Here is a 15,566-nt window from a genome sequence, read left to right as displayed (position 1 = left end):
GTTACCCCTTCACCGCGCCGGAGGTGATGCCTTCGACAAAGTATCTCTGGGCCACAAAAAACAGGATCAGGGACGGCGCCAGAGCAATGGTCGACATAGCCAGAATCTCATTCCATGAGGTCGCTTCGGTCACGTCGATCGACATTTTGAGCGCCAGCGCTACCGGATATTTCTCAACCGACGACAAATAGATCAGCGGTTGCAAAAAGTCGTTCATCGACCACATGAACTGGAACAGAGCGACTGAAATAATAGCGGGCAAAATGACCGGGGCGACCACCAGCGTCAGCACCTGAAAACTGTTGCAACCATCCATGACCGCGGCCTCTTCCATTTCCATGGGCAGGGAGCGCATGAACTGAATGATCATGAACACGAAGAAGCCCTCAACCGCAAAGGCCTGCGGGGCGATCAGCGGCAGATAGGTATCCAGCCAGCCAAATTCGCGAAACATCAGATATTGCGGGATCAAGAGAACCGATTTCGGCAGCAAAACGGTCGCCATCAGCAGCGCAAACAGCAACTTACGGCCCGGAATGGCAAAGCGGGCAAAGCCGTAAGCGACGATAACCGACGAAATAACCGTTACAATCACCTTGGGCACCACGATCTTCATGGTGTTGATCAGATAGGTCGCGAACGTGTATTCGGTCGAGGTCTCCCAGCCCTTTTTAAAGCCATCCAGCGTCGGCTCTTTCGGGATGAAACCGATGGAGGAGAAGATTTCCTGATTGTTCTTGAACGATCCACCGATCATCCAGAACAGCGGATAGAGCATCATGAAACCAATAATAATCAGTATGCCGTAGCGCATGAAGGCATTGATGACCGGCAGGTGTTTACGCCATCCGGCGTCAGCGGTTGCAGACTGGCTCATTTCTGGGCTCCCCCATTTTTATCTTCACGGTCTTGGGCATAGAAGACCCAGTGTTTCTGGGACCAGAAAGCGATGGCGGTAAAGACAGCGATGATGACAAACAGCACCCACGACAGGGCCGAGGAATAACCCAGATTGAAGTATTTGAATCCTTCTTCATAGATCATCAGCGGCAGCAGGTAGCTGGATTTGAGCGGGCCGCCGCCGGTGATGATGTAGGGGCCATTAAACTCCTGAAAGGCTTGCACGATCTGCATGATGAAGTTGAAGAACAGCACCGGTGTCAGCAGCGGCAAGGTGATCATCCAGAACTGACGCAGCCGTGACGCGCCGTCGAGATCAGCGGCCTCATAAAGGTCTTCCGGGATAGCTTTAAGGCCCGCCAGAAACACCACCATCGCTGACCCGAACTGCCATAACCGTAGCAGGATGATCGAGAACATGGCGGTGTTAGGCTCGCCCAGCCAGTTGACGCCGGTAATGCCGATCATTTCCAGCGCCTGATTGATCAAGCCGTCACCGGCAAACACAAAGCGCCAGACAATGGCGATGGCGACCGAGCCACCAAGGATTGACGGCAGGTAATAGGCGGTGCGGAAAAAGCCGATGGCGCGCAGTTTAAAATTCAAGACGACCGCAATAAACAGCGCGAAGGCCAGCTTGAGCGGCACGGTGATGAACACATAGAAAAACGTGACGCCGAGCGATTTCTGGAACGTCGCGTCGCGGCCCATTTCGGTATAGTTTTGGATGCCGGTGAAATTGGCGCTGCCCAACTGATCCTGCAACTGGGCATCAGTCAGGCTGAGGACGAATGAGGCTACGAACGGAAAGGCTGTAAACAGCAAAAAGCCGATGACGAACGGAGCGACATAGAGCGAGCCGATTTTTTTGTCATTGAACATGCCGGCCTCTACACCTGAGCCGGATCAAAGTCAGGCGCGTGGCCCAGTGCCTGATCGTCGGCGTCAAACAGATGGGCGCGCTTAAGCTCGATGGTCAGGGCCACTTCCTGATGATTATGAACCGCCGTTTCGCCGTCCAGCTTGATGATGATCGGCTCACAATCAAACTCTTTGAGGGTGACATAGGCGAAGGTTTCCCCGCCCAGGCGCTCAATCAGGGTGACGTAGCCGGTCAGATGGGCCTCTGCGCCGGGGGCGGTGAGGCTCAAAGATTCCGGCCGCAAACCCAACTGGATCTTATCAGAGGCGGGTTTCGAGACATCCTTGCGCGGGATGATCAGTGAGCCTTGCGCCGTCTGGATGCGCACGCTGTCGGCGGTCGATCCGGCAAAGGTCGCAGGCAAAATGTTCATGCGTGGTGAGCCGATAAAACCGGCCACAAACAGATTGGCGGGGTGGCGATAAAGGGTCATCGGCGAGCCAACCTGCTCGACCAATCCAGCGCGCAATACAACGATTTTATCGGCCAGAGTCATGGCTTCAACCTGATCGTGGGTCACATAGACCGAGGTCGCGCCCAGTTTGCGGTGCAGCCGGGCGATTTCCACCCGCATCTGCCCGCGCAGGGATGCATCGAGATTGGACAGGGGTTCATCGAACAGGAAAACATCCGGCTCGCGCACAATGGCACGCCCGATGGCGACGCGCTGACGCTGACCGCCCGACAAAGCCTTGGGGCGACGTTGCAACAGATGATCCAGTTGCAAAATCTCGGCAACCTCATGCACCTTGGCGCGGATTTCAGCCTTGGGGCGGCCCTGAATCTTGAGCGCGAATGCGATGTTATCTTCGACCGTCATGTGCGGATAAAGGGCGTAGGATTGAAACACCATCGCCACACCGCGCTTGGACGGGTGAGCGTAGGTCACGTCCTTATCGGCAATGATGATTTCACCCGATGTTGGGGTCTCAAGACCGGCGATCAGGCGCAGCAATGTGGATTTGCCGCACCCGGACGGGCCGACAAATACGACCAGTTCGCCCTTTTTGACATCAAGGCTGACACCCTTGATGACATCGGTGCCGTTAAACGATTTGGTGACGGCGCTAAGCCTGACGCTGCTTGAAGTCACGTTTCCCCGCTGTGTATTTTGTTATTTTTGCTATTGTGATCCTTCGTATAGGAAACCGGTGTCATTTTCAACGCCGATTATATATAAAGCTGAAAATTGGGCCCATGCGGGGTTGCTGAGGCTACGTTCGGGGGCTATTGAAGCGACTACGCGCATATCCACGCATAAATACGCAGAAAGACATTCTCATGAAAATTGCTCTGATTAACGAGAACAGCCAGGCCGCCAAGAACGGCATCATTTTTGACGCGCTCAAGACGGTCGCGGAACCGCTCGGCCACACCGTTTTCAACTATGGTATGTATGGCGCCGACGACAAGGCCTCGCTGACCTACGTCATGAACGGCCTTCTGGCCGGTATCCTGCTGAACTCAAAGGCGGCTGATTTCGTCGTCACCGGCTGCGGCACCGGCATGGGCGCCATGCTGGCCTGTAACTCGATGCCCGGCGTTTTCTGCGGTCTGGTGATCGACCCGACCGACGCCTTCCTGTTTGGCCAGATCAATGATGGCAACGCCATTTCGATGCCCTACGCCAAGGGCTTTGGCTGGGCCGCTGAACTGAACCTGCAGGACGTGTATCGTAAGCTGTTCGACGGTGAGCGCGGTCTGGGCTACCCCAAGGAGCGCGCTGAGATCATGGCTAAGAACCGTGGTATCCTGAAGGACCTTAAGGCCGCGTCGTGCAAGGACATGCTGACCGTCCTCAAGACCATTGATCAGGACCTGTTGAAGGCCGCCGTGGCCGGTGAGAAGTTCTCGGAATACTTCTTTGCCAACGCGCAGGACGAAGAGATCAAAGCCTATATCAAGGGCCTTGTCGGTTAAGCGATTATAGCCTTAGCGGATACAAAAAACCCCTTTCGTTTGCACGGAAGGGGTTTTCTTTTTTGACTAAAGTTCAGTTCGGATTAGCGCGCCAGCCAGCCGCCATCAACTGGAATAACCGCGCCGTTAACATAGTCAGACGCACGCGACGCCAGGAACACAGCCGTGCCGCCGAGGTCGGCCGGATCACCCCAACGGGCGGCCGGGATACGGTCGAGGATCGACTTGTTGCGGGCTTCGTCGGCGCGAATCTGAGCCGTGTTGTCGGTTGACATATAGCCCGGTGCGATGGCGTTGATATTTATGCCCTTAGCCGCCCATTCGTTGGCCAGCAGGCGGGTGATACCGGCGATGCCGGACTTTGACGCCGTATAGGACGGAACGCGGATGCCGCCCTGGAACGACAGCATAGAGGCGATATTGATGATCTTGCCGTAGCCTTGGGCGATGAAGTGCTTACCTGCGGCCTGCGACATGAAAAAGGCTGACTTGATGTTGACGTTCATGACGTCATCCCAGTCTTTTTCCGAGAACTCAACAGCGTCGGCGCGACGGATCAGGCCGGCATTATTGACGAGGATATCAAGACCACCGAGGCCGTCGAGGGTTTCCTTGACAATGCGGTCAACCGGCTCAATCGTGATCAGATTGGCGTCGATATTGATAAACTTGCGGCCCAGAGCCTTGATCTTTTCAGCCGTCTCATCAGCCGGCACGATACCGGCGGCGGCGATATCGGCACCGGCTTCAGCCAGAGCAATCGCGATGCCCTGACCCAGGCCTGTATTGGCACCGGTGACAAGGGCAACCTTGCCGGTCAGATCGAATGGATGTGTCATGATAGTGTTTCCCTAGTTTCTATGCTCCCCAGCGTGCCGGGAAGCCGTAAGCGCTTATTTTAATTGACAGATGTCGAGCACGTTCATGTCGGTGTAGTCGAGGTTTTCCCCGCCCATCGCCCAGATGAACGTGTAGTTCGATGTGCCCGCCCCCATGTGGATCGACCACGGCGGTGACACGACCGCTTCGTCGTTCTGCATGACGATATGTCGGCAGTTGTCGGGCTCACCCATGAAGTGGAAGACGCGGTCGTTGTCACCGAGGTTATAGTAGAAATAAACCTCTGAGCGGCGGTCATGCAGGTGCGGCGGCATGGTGTTCCACACCGATCCGGGCGCAAGCTCAGTCAGGCCGAGCAAAAGCTGGCAGGACTTGGCGGTGGTCGGCACGATGTACTGATAGATGACGCGCTGGTTCGACTGTTCGAGCGATCCACGCTCCAGCGGTACCGCCTTATCGATCGAAATCTTGACGGTTTCATAGCGCTGATGGGCAGGCGTTGAGGTCAGATAATATTTGGCGGGGTTGGCGGGATCGTCCGATTTAAACAGAACCTCAGCCGTGCCCATCGGCACATAAAGGCCGTCTTTTTGGCCCAGAGCATAATCAACGCCGTCAATGGTCACTACGCCTGAGCCGGAACCGACATTGATAATGCCAAGCTCCCGGCGTTCCAGGAACGGATGACTGGCAGCCGACGCGGGTTCCGTCTGATCTGGCAGCTTGACGACGCCGTTCACCGGGGCTGCGCCGCCGATAACGAAGCGTTCAAAGTGCGTGTAATTCAGCACAATCTCATCGGCTTTGAACAGGCCACCCATGTGGTACTTATCGCGCAGATCCTGATTGCCGACATTGGTCATCATGTCAGGATGGGTCGCGTAGTAGGTTTTGTGATAAATTTTATCGCACATGTAAGCCTCGCAGGGAGAGGGGCAGATGCTCCAATCAATCAAATCGGAGCATCTTAAATCACGTTTAATCCACCCTTAAAGCTTATAGGCCGCTTTGGGAAGATTATATGTGAGGTCCTTGATGGTTTCCGCAGCGTCATCCAGTTCCAGCCGATGCTCGGCCACCAGTCGCGCCAGGAAGTTGGCATCGATACGGCGGGCGACATCGTGACGGGCCGGGATCGACAGGAAGGCGCGGGTGTCGTCATTGAAGCCGACGGTGTTGTAGAAACCTGCCGTCTCCGTCACCTGCTCGCGGAAGCGGGTCATGCCTTCGGGTGAGTCGTGGAACCACCATGAGGGGCCGAGTTTCAGGATCGGATAGTGTCCGGCGAGTGGTGCCAGTTCGCGCGCATAGCTGGTTTCATCGAGCGTAAACAGAATGACCGTCAGGTCTTTTTCATTGCCGAACGCATCCAGCAAGGGTTTCAGATCGTTGACATAGTTGGTCGGCAGCGGGATATCGCAGCCCTTATCGCGGCCATAGGTCTCAAATACCTTGAGGTTATGGTTGCGGAAGGCGCCGGGGTGAATTTGCATGGTCAGGCCGTCATCGAGGCTCATGCGCGCCATTTCGGTCAGCATCTGAGCCCGGAACAGTTCGGCATCATCAAGACTGAACCCACCGCGAATGATGCGGTTAAACAGGGCCTCAGCGTCCACAGGTGACAGATTGGCAGTCTTGGCCGTCGGATGGCCGTGGTCGGTTGAGGTCGCGCCCATAGTCATGAAAAAGTCGCGGCGGTTGCGGTGGGCACGCAGATAGCCTTTCCAGCTATAGACATCCTCTCCCGACAGCTCGCCAAAAACTTTCAGCTTGGATTTAAAATCCTCATGTTCGGCATCGATCACCGGATCGGGACGATAGGCGGTGACCACGCGGCCTTGCCAGCCGGAATCCTTGATTTTCTGGTGGTGCTCTAAGCTATCGGTCGGCGATTCCGTGGTGGCCAGCAGTTCGATGTTGAAGCGTTCAAACAGGGCGCGCGGACGATAAGCGTCAGATGCCAGCAGTTCACCGATGCGGTCGAAATAGAAATCTGCCGTCTCTTCGCTCAGCTTAACCTCAAAGCCCATGATCTGGTCGAATACATAGCCCATCCACATCGAGGTCGGCGTGCCACGAAACAGGTGCTGGTTCTTGGCGAAAATCTTCCAGGCCGTGCGCGCATCAGCCGGGCTGGGTCCTGCCTTTGAGCCGACGCCGACATCGTCCATACTGATGCCCTGCGAATAGAGCATCCGGTAGATGTAATGGTCAGGGGCCAGAAATAGCTGGGTGGCATTGCCGAACGAGTCGTTATCGGCAAACCATTGCGGATCGGTGTGGCCGTGTGGGCTGAGGATCGGAAAATCTTTGACCAGTGCGTACAGTTCGCGGGCAATGGCGCGCTGCGACGGATCGCTCGAAAAGAGGCGATCCTCATTCAGTTTCAAGGCTTCGGGCATGTATTCGTTACCAATAATTATGAAGCGCCGGACCTTTTGGCTGGGCCGGTCATCTCAGCTACTCCCTGCCGCCATAGGTAACCGGTGTCATCACATTTGTCCAGAGACTATTTGCGAAGGTATCTCAGCGTATGGCCGCATTACGGCTTGAAGGTTTTGGGGGCGGGGGCTGTGGAATCGCGCACCACGAGCGCTGCATCGAAAATCATGGTGTGTTTGCGGTGGTTATCCTGATCAATCAGGGTTTCCGCTGCCGTGCGACCCATGTCACGTATCGGCAGGCGCACGGTGGTCAGGGCCGGGTAGATGCGTGACGCCAGCGGGCTGTCGTCAAAGCCGATGATGCTGAGATCACCGGGCACCGACAGGCCCATTTGCAGGGCGGCCTTATAAGCGCCAATGGCCATCTCATCGTTCGAGGCAAAAATGGCGGTCGGGCGATCGGGCTGGCTTAGGATTTTCTGGCCTGCCTCAAAGCCGGATTCGAACGAATAGGCCCCTTCGGCGGTGACCGCAGGATCGATGTCGAGGCCGTGAGCCTTAAGACCTTCGGCAAAGCCTTGACGGCGCTCCTTGGCGGACGCGTAGGTGTGCGGGCCTTCGATAAAGCCGATGCGCCGGTGGCCAAGCTCAACCAGATGATCGGCGGCCTGCTGGCAGCCCATGCGATCGCGCGACACAACCTGAGAGGTCTTGATCGGAGGCGAATTGTCGTCACCGTGACGGGCGGTGATGCGCACGAACGGCACGGCCAATTCTTCTAAGACCTGAATAAGTTGCCGGTTTTCCGCGATCGGCGGCAGCAGGATCACACCTGACAGGCGTTGCAATTCCACAAAGTCACGAATTTCCTCAAGGAAGCTGTCGGAGGTTTTATCGCACGGGTGGACCACCAGTTCGATGCCGGAACCGCGCACCTTATCCAGAATACCCATCTGCATGTTGACGATGTACTGGGCGTTGGGGTTATCATAGATCAGCCCCAGCAGGAACGACCGGCGAAAGGCCAGCCCGCGTGCCTGCGGATCGGGCCGAAAGCCAATGCGGGCGATGATGGCATTGACGGCTTCGCGGGTTTCTTCGCGCACCGATGGTGAGTTATTGATGATCCGGGAGACGGTCTTTTTGGATACCCGTGCAAGTGCGGCGACATCATTGATGGTCGCTTTTTTGCGCCGCTTCAGGAACTCTTCGACAGGGTCGGCGGCGGAAGGTTTAACAGGTTGAGTTTGGGGGGGTACGGTCATGGGCTCCCGGCCAGCTAATTCAGTATATGTGTAAAGTGCGTCGATTGTGATGGCAAGATGCGCGAAAGCCGTGGGAGGGGCGGCCGGGCAGGCATCGGAATGTATGTGGTTTCAGCGGACTGCGTTCAGGTGTAAGATGGGCTTGCTATCGGGTCATAAAAAGATTAATGACACCGGTTACCATAACGCGAAAATACGCGACTGTCCAAATTAAAATCAAAGTGCTACCGGCCCTGCGGGAGAGAGGGCCTTAAGGTTTGAAAACTATGCCAGATGACATTAAAACCGGATGCGGCCAACTGGGTGAGGGTGATCATGCCCTGATCCGATATGTGCGCGTTCATGACACTGACCATGTGGTGATTGCGGTTGAGGAGCTACCTGCTGGTACGGTGATCGACATCGACGGACAGCCGCCTCTTGTGCTTGAGGCCGATATCCCCAAGGGCCATAAGCTGGCACTCTATGATATTCCGGCGGGCCAGGATGTGCTCAAATTCGGGTTTGTCATCGGTCATGCCAGTGTCGATATCAAACGCGGCGAGCATATCCATAGCCATAATCTGGTGACGTCCTTAAGCGGGGTAGAGGATTACGACTATCAGCCTAAGCCCGCACCCAAACCCGGTGATGCGCCGGACGCCCATACCTTTATGGGCTATCGCCGGTCAGATGGCCGGGTCGGTATTCGCAATGAAATCTGGATTTTGTGCACGGTCGGTTGTGTGGCACGGACCTCAGAACGCTTGGCCAAGATCGCCGGTGAACGCTTCAAAGACCGTGTTGACGGGGTCTTTGCCCTGACTCATCCGCTGGGCTGTTCGCAACTGGGCGATGACCTTGATCATACCCGTAAACTGCTGGCAGCGCTGGCGTCCCATCCCAATGCGGGCGGGGTGCTGATCGTGGGCTTAGGCTGCGAGAATAATCAGCTCAGCGCCCTGATCAGGGAAGTCGTGCGCGAACCCGATCGCCTCAGATATTTCGCCGCCCAGATGGTTGACGATGAGCATGAGGCGGGCCTTGAAGCGCTGGAAGAACTGGTGGCCGTAGTCGAAAAAGACCAGCGTGAGGAATGTCAGGTTTCCGATCTGGTCATCGGTGTAAAATGCGGTGGCTCGGACGGTTTTTCCGGCCTGACGGCCAATCCGCTGGTGGGAAAAATTGCCGACCGCGTGGCGCTGGCGGGTGGCAAGTCGATCATGACTGAAATCCCGGAAATTTTCGGGGCCGAGCGCATCCTGATGGCGCGGGCCAAAGATGAGGCCGTCTTTCACGGCATCGTCGATGTGGTCAATGACTTCAAGCAGTACTTCCTCGACCATAAGCAGCCGGTGTTTGAAAACCCGTCGCCGGGCAATAAGGCCGGTGGTATTACCACTCTTGAAGAAAAATCGCTGGGCGCGGTTCAAAAAGGCGGCTTAAGCCAGCTTAATGAGGTTTTGCGTTATGGTGAGCGGGCGACGGTTCCGGGACTGTCCCTGCTGGAAGCACCGGGGAATGATGCGGTCTCCTCAACCGCGCTGACGGCGGCAGGGGCGGTGATTGTCCTGTTCACCACAGGCCGCGGCACACCGCTCGGCTTTCCGGCGCCGACGCTTAAGATCGCATCCAACACGGCTTTGGCGAATAAAAAGCCGCACTGGATTGATTTTAACGCTGGTCAGGCCTTAGAAGGGAAGACACTTGACCAAACGGCAGATGATTTGATGGATTTAATCCTGAAAACCGCGTCGGGTCAGCCTAGCTGCAACGAAAAGAATGAGGAACGCGAGATCGCGATCTGGAAGAACGGGGTGACGCTTTAATCGTGGGGAAAAACTGTTTTTCCCCCACGGACCCCCTTGCAAACCACAATAATGATTTAGGAAATGCCTGATGTCCCGACTGTCGCTTGCTACCCTTGAGGCGCTGAAACCCGATGTGATTAAACCTGTCTATGATCCGGCAAAGCTTGAGATTGGGGTTGTGCATTTTGGGCCGGGGGCGTTTCACCGCGCCCATCAGGCGGCGTATCTGGATGCGATTGCGGCTTTTGATCTGCGCTGGGGCATTTGCGGCGTATCGCTACATTCAACCGGCGTGCGCGATGCGCTGAGCCTCCAAGACGGGCTCTATACCCTCGCCATTCTGGATGAAGAGATCAAATACCAGATTATCGGCTCCATGCGCGAAGTGCTGGTGGGGCCCGAAGATATCGAAGCCGTGCTTGAGCGCCTGACGCGCGAAACAGTGGGCATTGTCTCATCGACCGTAACTGAAAAAGGTTATTGCCTGACGCCGGATGGTGCCCTTGATTTTGCCCATGCCGATATCGTCCACGATGTCGCCCATCCGCAAACGCCAAAATCATTTGTCGGCTATGTGGTCGAAGGTCTGCGCCGTCGCCATGCCAAGGGTCAAAAACCATTCGTGCTGATCCCATGCGATAACCTGCCGAAAAATGGTCACCGCCTGAAATCTGCTGTGATGGCCTTGGCGGCCAAACATGATCAGGTTTTGGCCGACTGGATCGAAGCCCAACTGCAATGCCCGTGCACCATGGTCGATTCTATTACGCCGGCGACCGACGATGCCTTACGCGCCCGCGTTGAGGCTGCGACCGGCGTGGCCGATGCGTGGCCGATCCAGCGCGAAGCCTTCACTCAGTGGGTGATCGAAGATCATATCCATGACGGCGGGCCGGACTGGGCACGGGCGGGTGTGACCCTGACCGACAATGTCCCGGCCTATGAACGCGCCAAGCTGCGCCTGCTCAACGGGCCGCACTCGACCCTGGCCTATGTCGGTTTGCATAAGGGTTATGAGAGCGTATCTGAAGCCATGACCGATTCCGATTTGTCAGCCTTTGTTCGTGACCTTATGATCGAAGATGTGGTGCCCTTGCTGGAGGCGCCGAAAGGTCTTGATCTGGTCGCCTATAGTGAAGCCATCCTGAAACGCTTCCGCAATCCGGCCATCCGTCACCTGTTGTCGCAGATTGCCTGGGATGGCTCCCAAAAGCTGCCGATACGCTTGCTGGGTTCTTTATCTGAAGCGCTGGCCCGCGATGCGGATATCAGCCGCTTTGGGGTGCCGCTGGCGGCGTGGATACGATTTGTGCGTCATAAGGCCGTCACCGGCGAGGCGATTACCGATCCGCTGGCGGCTGAACTGATCGCTTTGGGCAAGACGCTCAACGACGAGGTATCGGATGTTCAGGTGGTGCTGGCTTTGCGCGCGGTATTCCCCGAAGCTTTGGCGGGTAATCCGAAGGTGGTCGCCGCCACTGAGACCGCCTATGCCGATCTGCTGGCGGCAGAAAAGGTAGCCGCTTAAAAACTTGTCAAGTTGGGGCGAGATCGGTTAGGTCGGGTTTACATAAAACAGAGAACCCGACCATGCCAAACCCTGCCTTTACCGTTCCGGCTGAACCTGTGCCCGCCGATGTGATTGCCTTGTCGGAAGGGCCTGCCAATGTGCTGTCAGGGCAGTGGCCGGATCGGCAAATAGACGCCGTGACGCGGCTGGAATTGCATGGCTATTACACCAAGAACGCACGGGCGCGGGCACTGGTCTATGCCGGCGGTGGTTATCACCGGCTGATGCACGATAAGGAAGGGGTTGAGGTCGCTCTGTGGCTCAACAGCCTTGGGATTGACGCCTATGTCATGGCCCACCGGCTGCCGGGGCAAGGTAACCACGATAAGGACATGGCGCTGAAAGACGGCCTGACCAGTCTTGATTATCTGGCCCAGTTCAAAGATATACCGCTGCTGCATATTGGTCTGTCGTCGGGTGGGCATCTGGCTGGGGTCATGGCCTGTCAGGATCATGCTTTGAAAGCCGCCGGTGCGCTGATTGCCTATGCGCCGATCAATGCTAACCATAAGGACTATAAGTTCCCGGTGGGAAAACCTGATTATCCGCCGGTCGAAAAGCAGGATTTCTATAACGACTGGCCGATCGGGATTGCGTCTGAGCCGCATGGTATGCCCGACTGTCCCGTGTTTCTGGCTTACGGCCTTTATGATGAGATCGTGCCGGTCGATCATGCGCTCAACATGATCAAGGCCGGTCAGGTCTTAAAACGCGATGTTGAGGCCCATATTTTCGATCAGGCCCCGCATGGGTTTGCGTTGCGCGAAACCACCGGTACCCATGCCCACTGGCCTGAATTGGCCGCGCGGTGGTTCGATCGTGTTTTGGCCTAGGTTCCCTGCTGGATAAACGGCACTTTTTCAAACAGTTTGCGTTCTTCGCCGCGCGGGTCAAGGGCTAACTCTGGCTTGAGATCCATCAGCATGGTCTCACGACCCGGCAGGGTATAGGGCTTCCATTCCGGCAGGGCAACCGTCTGCGGTGATCCGGTGCGGGCAAAGGCGATAAAGGCATCGCTGAACAGATTAGCCATAGCTTGCGCATCGGCTGAGTTGGTGGTGATGGCGCTATCAACAGCCGTATTTCTGAACACCAGTGGGATGTCGACGGTGTGTGGCGCGCCCAGCTTGCCGCCGTCTTTGGGGGTTGGCCAGTTTTCCTGATAGACGAAGGTTGTGGCGCCTGATTTGGCCCGTTCCTCGGCCTCAATGATCGCGCCGCGCCATGACCGGCCCGCGGTGGTGGCGGCAAAAAACACATCTGACGGCGACATAGTCGGATAGAGTTTTCCATAGGTATCAATCACCAGATAGGGGTCGATATCGACCCGGTATTCCGGCGGCAGCTTGGCGGGCAGGTCGTCCCAGTTCAGTTCAAAATTTTTCGGATTTCCGCCCAGAAAAGCACGGGTTTCATCCTTTGTATTGCCGATAATCATTGGGATATGGTGTGACTGTGCGGGGGCATCGGGATAGAACGGATGGCGAAACAGGATGGTTTCATCCAGCACCGGCCCCATATAGACGCTGCCCTTGCCGATCACCGTATCAGTGGTTTTGAGCGCATCGACCAGGGCTTGCATGGGCAAGGTCTGCACCGCCGCCAACCCGTCCGCATCGGGCTTTAAGCCAAGGGTTTTGAGGAAAGCCTCAGTTCGCAAACTGGCGTTGCCGGGGCCAGAGGCGGTGACCTGCTGACCACTCATGGTGGCGCACTTGTGGAACAGCCCCTTGGCCGCCGGGGTGGCCATCATGGTGGCGATCTTGGCACCGCCGCCGGACTGTCCAAAGACCATGACATTATCCGGATCACCGCCAAAGCCTGAGATATTATCGCGCACCCATTCGAGCGCCAGATGCAGATCCATCTGCCCGCAATTGCCGGAATAGCGCAGCGGGCCGGGGGTGCCCGACAGTAGTCTTTCAAACCGCGCCAGATAGAGATAACCAAACACATTGAGGCGGTGATTGACGGTGACCACCACGACATCACCGTGGGCCGAAAGGTTGGTGCCGTCATAAAGCGGATCGGAACCGGAACCGCCATTATAGGCCCCGCCGTGGATATAGAACATGACCGGGCGTTTCCTATTCGGGCGGGCATTGGGTGTCCAGACGTTGAGGAACAGGCAGTCCTCGCTGATGCCGATATCGGCCTTGCCACCTTGGGGCGACGACGGGCCATAGCGGTCGGCCTTATAGACCGCTTTCGATACGGGTGGGGCGACGGGCGGCTGAAAGCGGGCGGCGGTGCCGTAGCGTATGCCTAAGAATGTGCTGATGCCGCCTTTGACAAAACCTTCGACCGGGCCGGAACAGGTTACAACGCGCGGAGTGCGGCCTTTGGCGGACACCGGTGTCACAAGGGTGGCGGCAGACAGGGCGGTAAGGCCCGTGAGGACATGGCGGCGGTGCATGGAAAATCCCTGTAGGTTTTTGCCTACAGTGCCGTCTGGCGCTTCATATGTAAAGTCAGCCGAACTGATAGCCGCTGATGGCCGCATTAATGTGGGGCAGGGTCTGGCTGTAGGTGGCCGCGCCCTTATCATCACCGGCAGCCCCGGCGACGACCATCAGCGGGATCAGATGCTCCTCACGCGGGTGGGCATCGCGGGCGGCAGGGGCCTGTGTCCAGTGGGTGAGGCGCTCTGTACGGTCTAAGGGCGCAACTTCCGTCGTCGTAGCTTTCAGCCAGTCATCAAAGTCATGCGAAAAATTGTGCGCCTGTCCGGCAAGATTCACACCTCGTCCCATCAGGGCCTTCATATTATGAAAACTCATGCCGGAACCGATGATCAGCACGCCCTCGTCCCGCAAAGGGGCCAAAGCCTGCCCCAGCCGGATATGCTCGGCCGGATCGAGACCTTTTTTGAGCGACAGTTGCGCCACCGGAATATCGGCATCCGGATAGATCAGCGTGAGCGGAATAAAGACGCCGTGATCATAGCCGCGCGTCTCATCGTGGTTCAGCGCAATACCGGCCTGCGCCGTCAACTGCCCGATACGCGCAATCAATTGAGCATCGTTATGGGTCGGATAGGTGATCTGATAGGTGTGGGGCGGAAAGCCGTAATAATCGAACAGCAAATCCGGCTGTTGCGCGGTTTGCAGCGTAAATTCGGCCTCTTCCCAATGGGCGGAAATGACTAGAATCGCCTTGGGCTTTTGGCCGACCTGACGGGCGACATCACTCAGGTAATCCCCCATGCCGGTCCAGACATCGGCGGGGTTCCAGTCCATGAAAAAGCATGGGCCACCGCCGTGGGGAATATAGAGGGTGGGCATTCGGGTCATGTCAGGCGTCCTGAAAAAACAATGCCCCGCCCGGATTAAGCGGACGGGGCACATTTACCGATTTAAATGTAAGCCTACTTAAGGTTGGCTTCAGTGGTGATCGACAGGGTGATTTCATCCGACACGGCCGGCACATAGGCGCCTATGCCGAAGTCAGAGCGTTTGATGTCACCGGTAGCCGAGAAGCCTGCCGTCTTTTTCTTCATCATGTTTTCGCCGATCTTGTTCAGCTTGACATCCAGAGTGACGGGCTTGGTGACGCCGTGAATGGTCAGGTCGCCGGTGACCTTGGCGGTATCAGCGCCGGTAACGGCAACCTTGGTTGATTTGAAGGTTGCGGTCGGGAACTTGGCGGCGTCAAAAAAGTCGGGCTTCTTCAGGTGCTCATCCAGCTTGGCAACGCCGGTGTTCAGGCCGTCAATGGCGAAGGTGACTTCGACGGAGCTGTTGGCCGGGGCCGCTTCGTCAAGCACCAGGGTGCCGACGGCGTTCATGAACTTGCCTGTAGGCTTGGAGAAGCCAAAGTGGGTCCAGCTAAACAGGACTTCGGTATGGGTAGGCTCGATCGCGTAAGTTTCCGGCGCCGCCAGCGCGGGGGAGAAGCTGGCGCCCAGAAGGGCGGCGGCCACGAGGGCGGATTTGAAGAAGGACTTGGTCATAATTTAAAATCTCTGATTTGAGT

14 protein-coding genes are annotated in these 15,566 nt (G+C 56.7%); 4 read left to right on the top strand and 10 right to left on the bottom strand.

All coding sequences use genetic code 11. The features are described 5' to 3' along the window. Position 1: 1 nt before the first annotated feature. Genes IE102_RS01895 through IE102_RS01885 form a run of 3 tightly spaced genes read right to left on the bottom strand, consistent with a single transcriptional unit; the run spans position 2 to position 2,915 of the window. A complete protein-coding gene (locus IE102_RS01895) occupies positions 2 to 877 on the bottom strand; it encodes a carbohydrate ABC transporter permease (protein WP_189484681.1) in 876 nt (291 codons plus the stop codon). Then, a complete protein-coding gene (locus IE102_RS01890; protein ID WP_189484680.1) occupies positions 874 to 1,782 on the bottom strand; it encodes a carbohydrate ABC transporter permease in 909 nt (302 codons plus the stop codon). Before IE102_RS01890 ends, IE102_RS01895 begins: the two co-directional genes overlap by 4 nt. 8 nt (positions 1,783 to 1,790) lie before the next feature. After that, positions 1,791 to 2,915 (bottom strand): ABC transporter ATP-binding protein, encoded by a 1,125-nt coding sequence (locus IE102_RS01885; RefSeq protein ID WP_189484679.1) that lies wholly within the window; start codon positions 2,913 to 2,915, stop codon positions 1,791 to 1,793. A 188-nt stretch (positions 2,916 to 3,103) separates the two neighbouring features. On the opposite strand from IE102_RS01885, the gene IE102_RS01880 reads away from it, so the two are divergent. Then, on the top strand, positions 3,104 to 3,742 hold the full coding sequence (locus tag IE102_RS01880; protein ID WP_189484678.1) for an RpiB/LacA/LacB family sugar-phosphate isomerase: 639 nt from the start codon (positions 3,104 to 3,106) through the stop codon (positions 3,740 to 3,742). Between the two features lie 83 nt (positions 3,743 to 3,825). On the opposite strand, the gene kduD is transcribed toward IE102_RS01880, so the two are convergent. The 4 genes from kduD to IE102_RS01860 form a co-directional block, all read right to left on the bottom strand. Beyond that, positions 3,826 to 4,581: a 2-dehydro-3-deoxy-D-gluconate 5-dehydrogenase KduD gene (kduD, locus tag IE102_RS01875; protein WP_189484677.1), complete on the bottom strand. Its 756-nt coding sequence runs from the start codon at positions 4,579 to 4,581 to the stop codon at positions 3,826 to 3,828. A 54-nt stretch (positions 4,582 to 4,635) separates the two neighbouring features. Then, positions 4,636 to 5,496 carry a 5-dehydro-4-deoxy-D-glucuronate isomerase gene (kduI, locus tag IE102_RS01870; RefSeq protein WP_229807520.1) on the bottom strand — a complete coding sequence of 287 codons (861 nt, stop codon included), beginning with the start codon at positions 5,494 to 5,496 and terminating at the stop codon, positions 4,636 to 4,638. A 75-nt stretch (positions 5,497 to 5,571) separates the two neighbouring features. After that, positions 5,572 to 6,984, bottom strand: coding sequence for a glucuronate isomerase (gene uxaC, locus IE102_RS01865; RefSeq protein WP_189484676.1), 1,413 nt, complete (start codon positions 6,982 to 6,984; stop codon positions 5,572 to 5,574). A 140-nt stretch (positions 6,985 to 7,124) separates the two neighbouring features. Beyond that, complete coding sequence (locus IE102_RS01860; RefSeq protein WP_189484675.1) at positions 7,125 to 8,231, bottom strand: LacI family DNA-binding transcriptional regulator; 1,107 nt, start codon at positions 8,229 to 8,231, stop codon at positions 7,125 to 7,127. 266 nt (positions 8,232 to 8,497) lie between these two features. On the opposite strand from IE102_RS01860, the gene IE102_RS01855 reads away from it, so the two are divergent. The 3 genes from IE102_RS01855 to IE102_RS01845 all read left to right on the top strand — a co-directional run bounded on the left by IE102_RS01855 (position 8,498) and on the right by IE102_RS01845 (position 12,424). Then, positions 8,498 to 10,039, top strand: coding sequence for a UxaA family hydrolase (locus tag IE102_RS01855; protein ID WP_308429894.1), 1,542 nt, complete (start codon positions 8,498 to 8,500; stop codon positions 10,037 to 10,039). Positions 10,040 to 10,109: 70 nt separating this feature from the next. Then, positions 10,110 to 11,549 carry a mannitol dehydrogenase family protein gene (locus tag IE102_RS01850; protein ID WP_189484674.1) on the top strand — a complete coding sequence of 480 codons (1,440 nt, stop codon included), beginning with the start codon at positions 10,110 to 10,112 and terminating at the stop codon, positions 11,547 to 11,549. 62 nt (positions 11,550 to 11,611) lie between these two features. Beyond that, on the top strand, positions 11,612 to 12,424 hold the full coding sequence (locus IE102_RS01845; protein ID WP_189484673.1) for an alpha/beta hydrolase family protein: 813 nt from the start codon (positions 11,612 to 11,614) through the stop codon (positions 12,422 to 12,424). Here IE102_RS01845 and IE102_RS01840 read toward each other — a convergent pair. From IE102_RS01840 to IE102_RS01830, 3 genes are all read right to left on the bottom strand, one after another. Further along, complete coding sequence (locus IE102_RS01840) at positions 12,421 to 14,007, bottom strand: carboxylesterase/lipase family protein (protein WP_189484672.1); 1,587 nt, start codon at positions 14,005 to 14,007, stop codon at positions 12,421 to 12,423. The genes IE102_RS01845 and IE102_RS01840 overlap by 4 nt on opposite strands. A 55-nt stretch (positions 14,008 to 14,062) precedes the next feature. Further along, on the bottom strand, positions 14,063 to 14,884 hold the full coding sequence (locus IE102_RS01835; protein ID WP_189484671.1) for a DODA-type extradiol aromatic ring-opening family dioxygenase: 822 nt from the start codon (positions 14,882 to 14,884) through the stop codon (positions 14,063 to 14,065). A 74-nt stretch (positions 14,885 to 14,958) separates the two neighbouring features. After that, the gene (locus IE102_RS01830) at positions 14,959 to 15,543 is read right to left on the bottom strand and encodes a YceI family protein (RefSeq protein ID WP_189484670.1); all 585 of its coding nucleotides are present in this window, start codon (positions 15,541 to 15,543) and stop codon (positions 14,959 to 14,961) included. Between the last annotated feature and the right edge of the window lie 23 nt (positions 15,544 to 15,566).

This window comes from Asticcacaulis endophyticus, assembly GCF_014652575.1.
Classification (GTDB): domain Bacteria; phylum Pseudomonadota; class Alphaproteobacteria; order Caulobacterales; family Caulobacteraceae; genus Asticcacaulis; species Asticcacaulis endophyticus.
This window is presented reverse-complemented; position numbering and strand designations above follow the sequence as displayed.